Annotated in this window: 3 protein-coding genes and 1 pseudogene; 3 read left to right on the top strand and 1 reads right to left on the bottom strand. The window is 73.8% G+C overall.

The annotated features are described in order from the left end of the window. Positions 1-181: pseudogene (locus IH13_RS45080) on the bottom strand (PLP-dependent aminotransferase family protein); the annotation flags it as partial. 48 nt (positions 182-229) lie between these two features. Here IH13_RS45080 and IH13_RS0128185 point away from each other — a divergent pair. The 3 genes from IH13_RS0128185 to IH13_RS0128175 all read left to right on the top strand — a co-directional run bounded on the left by IH13_RS0128185 (position 230) and on the right by IH13_RS0128175 (position 3,350). Further along, positions 230-1,195, top strand: coding sequence for a DMT family transporter (locus IH13_RS0128185; protein WP_082317741.1), 966 nt, complete (start codon positions 230-232; stop codon positions 1,193-1,195). Between the two features lie 197 nt (positions 1,196-1,392). After that, a complete protein-coding gene (sigJ, locus tag IH13_RS0128180; protein WP_031088787.1) occupies positions 1,393-2,280 on the top strand; it encodes an RNA polymerase sigma factor SigJ in 888 nt (295 codons plus the stop codon). Between the two features lie 293 nt (positions 2,281-2,573). Further along, the gene (locus IH13_RS0128175; RefSeq protein ID WP_031088786.1) at positions 2,574-3,350 is read left to right on the top strand and encodes a GntR family transcriptional regulator; all 777 of its coding nucleotides are present in this window, start codon (positions 2,574-2,576) and stop codon (positions 3,348-3,350) included. The last annotated feature ends 258 nt before the right edge of the window (positions 3,351-3,608 follow it).

Here is a 3,608-nt window from a genome sequence, read left to right as displayed (position 1 = left end):
AGGTACCGGCGGGCAGCCGGCCCGAACGCACCGCCTCGCGCAGCGCCGACCGGAGCGCACGCCCGCGCTGACGGGCCGGAGCCGAGGCGGCGGGAAGCAGCAGTTCCCAGGCGGGGTGAGCGGGCGCGCGCTCCCCGCGCGCGTCGGCACCGGTACCCGGATTGGTCCCCGAAGACGTCATGGAAGTGGACCTTAAACGGGTCCGCGGGCCGGGCCTAACGTCGCCCCCATGAACCGCACTCCGCTCCGCGGCGCCCTTCTCGCGGCCTTCGCCTGCACCCTGGTCGGGGCCTCCTTCACCGCGAACAGTGTCCTCGGCGCCTACCCGTACGCCGGCGGGCAGGCACTGCGCTACGGCCTCGCGGCGCTCCTGCTCCTGCCGCTCCTGCGTGCCCGGGAGGGGGGCCCTTCGTCGCCCAAGGCACTTCTGCGCGCGCTCACCGGACGCCAGTGGGGCCGCCTCACGGCGCTCGCCGCCATCGGCATGGTCGGCTTCAACCTCGCGGTCCTGGCGGCGGAACGCTCGGCCGAACCCGCCGTCCCGGGGGTGTTCGTCGGCTGCGCGCCCATCGTCGTGGGCGTGCTCGTCCCCGTACTGGAAGGACGCCGCCCCTCACGGACCGTGGTGTACGCCGCGGTCCTCGTCGCCGTCGGCGCGTTCACCGTGCAGGGGTGGGGCCGGACCGATACGGCGGGCATCTTGTTCTCGGTGGGCGCCCTCGCCGGCGAGGTCGGCTTCGCGGTCCTCGCCGTGCCCGTACTGCGCCCGCTCGGTCCGGTACTGCTGTCGGCGACGGTCTGCGCCGTCGCGGCCGTGGAATCCGCGCTGCTGGGCGTGCTGGCCGACGGAACGGGTTTCCTGCGCGCTCCGACCTGGCCCGAGGCGCTGGCCCTCCTGTGGCAGGCCGTCGTGGTCACGGTGATCGGCTTCGTCTGCTGGTACAGCGGGATGCGGCGGATCGGTGCCGAGCGCGCCACCCTGTTCTCCGGCCTGATCCCGGTCTCGGCCGCGCTGACCGCACCGCTCGCGGGAACCGGGACGTACGGCTTCGGACAGGGGGCCGGCAGCCTCCTCGTGGGGGCCGGCGTGGCGCTCGGCTCGGGCGTGCTGCTGCGGCGCCGCCCGGAAGCGCGCCCCGCACCGGTGACCGGCACCGTCCGGGAACGCGACAGCACGCCCTTCCGAAGCCGCTGAGCCCGGTGGCCCGGCGGGCCCGCGCAGCGTGACCGCGCGGGCACGACGGCACGACGGCACGACGGCGCCGGGTGGACGGTGCCCGGACAGCGCACCGACGACGCCGCCCACCCCTGACCACCGGCCGGCGTGACGCGTCCGGCCGGCCCCGGTGACGCCTGCTGGACACCGCCCGGCGGGTGAGCTGGGATGGCTCGGTGACCGCCGACACCGTGACCGATCTCTTCGAAGAAAACCGGGCCGTCCTCACCGGGGTCGCCTACCGCATGCTCGGCCGCGTCGCCGACGCGGAGGACGTGGTGCAGGAGGCGTGGCTGCGCTGGTCGGCGGCGGACCGCGAGGACGTACGGGAACCGCGCGCCTTCCTCGTACGGGTCACCACCCGGCTGGCCGTCGACCGGCTGCGCCACGTGCGGTCCCGGCGCGAGGCGTACGTCGGCCCATGGCTGCCCGAACCGGTCGCCACCGCCTACGGCCCGTCCGTCCCGGACACCGCCGAACGGGCCGTGCTCGCCGACACGGTGTCCTTGGCCGTACTGGTCGTCCTGGAGTCCCTCTCCCCGCTGGAGCGGGCCGTCTTCGTCCTGCGCGAGGCGTTCGGCTTCCCGTACGCGGAGATCGCCACGACACTCGGCCGGTCCGAGGCGGCGGTACGCCAGCTCGCCGGCCGGGCCAGGCGGCACGTGGAGGAGCGCAAGCCGCGCTACGACGTGGACCCGGCCCTGCGCCGTGACCTCACCGAGCGGTTCCTCGCCGCCGCCGCGGGCGGAGACATCGAGCGGTTGCTCGCCCTGCTCGCCCCCGGCGTCCGCCTGGTCAGCGACAGCGGCGGCAAGGTCAAGGCGCCACGACGCGTCATCGAGAGCGCGGACAAGGTGGGGCGCTTCCTGTTCGCCGTGGCACACGACCGGAGCACCGGCAGGCTGGACCCCCGGATCGTGGAACTCAACGGCGGCCCCGCACTGGTGCTGGGCCTCGACGGGAGGGTGGACACCGTCCTCCAGCTGGAGTCCGTGGGCGGGGTCGTCCAGCACGCCTACATCATCCGCAACCCCGACAAGCTCGCGGGGCTGTCGTTCGACTGAGGGCTGGATCCACCGGAGGCCGGCGGGGCGGCCGAGGGCTGGGGCGGGGTTCCGGGCGCGAGGCGACGGGCGGCAGCGGATCCGGGCCCGGACCGCCGGACTTCGGGCCGCGCCGGACCACGGCACCACGAACGTCCTGTGAACGCTCTGCGGCGACGGGCCGTTTCGCTCTGTGACCGCGCGAGGATTGGTCTTGACCAAGGTGGTGGGCACCCCTAAGGTCGACACGTTAAGACAGGAACCTTTAATAAAGAACGTCGCGGAAAACACGCCGGGTGATTGCGGAGGACAGGGTGGGGACCACGCAGCTGGAATCGGTTCAGGAGCCGAAGTACTGGCATCTCAAGACCGTGCTCAGTGAGGCGCTCGACTCGGACTTCGCGGTGGGCGAGATCCTGCCCAACGAGCGTGATCTGGCGGCGCGTTTCGGTGTCGCCAGGGCCACGCTACGGCAGGCGCTGGAACAGTTGGAGCTGGAAGGCCGGCTGCAGCGGCGCCGTGGCGTGGGCACGACTGTCGCGCCGCCTCGGGTCGGGGTCGCTGTCGCCGCCGTGCAGCACGACTGGGCGGACGGCGGCGACGCGGGCGAGGCATGGCAGCCCGTCGAGTGCACCACCGCGACGGCACCGGCGTCCGTGGCGGCCGTTCTTGACATCGTTGCCGACGCCCCGGTGCACGTGGTGCGCCGTATCCGTCTGACCCACGGGCAGGCCGTCGCCGCCGAACTCCTGTACGTCCCGACGTCGTCCGTACCCGAACTCTCCGCGATCGACGTGCCGTCCGGGCCCGCCCGGGCCAGGAGCGTCCTGCGGGAGCTGTACCGGCGGGGACTCGACGGCCAGGACCGCTCCGTGGAGCTCGGCTCCGCCCGCGCGGACGACGCCAAGGAGCTGGACCGCCTCCCGGGCGCGCCCGTCCTCGTGGTCACCACACGCTACTTCTCCGCGGCCGGCACCGTGGCCGTCTCCGTGGCGACCTACCGCGCGGACACCTGCCGTCTCACCTTCGGTGACTCAGGGGCCCTGGAGATCAGCCACGAGGGAGACGTGGAGACCCGCCAGGCCTCCTGACGTGGAACCCGCCCGGCCTCCTGACGTGGAAACGCGCCAGGCCCTCTGACGTGGAAGCGAGCAGGCCTCCTGACGCGGAGACCCGCCAGGCCCCCTGATCCGAAGGCGCCACGGCCCGCGCCCACCCCGCGTACGCCGTGACTCCGGGCCGCAAGCGTTGATTGCGACCTCCGCACCCCCACGGTGCTGTGCCCCGATCCGCGTGGGTACGCGTCATCGCGTTCCCGGCAAGCCCCCGGCCCGCCCCTACGGCCCGTC

This window comes from Streptomyces sp. NRRL WC-3549 (genome assembly GCF_000721935.1).
In the GTDB taxonomy this organism is placed as follows: domain Bacteria; phylum Actinomycetota; class Actinomycetes; order Streptomycetales; family Streptomycetaceae; genus Streptomyces.
Note: the sequence above shows the minus strand (reverse complement) of the source record. Positions and strands in the feature narration are given on the sequence as shown.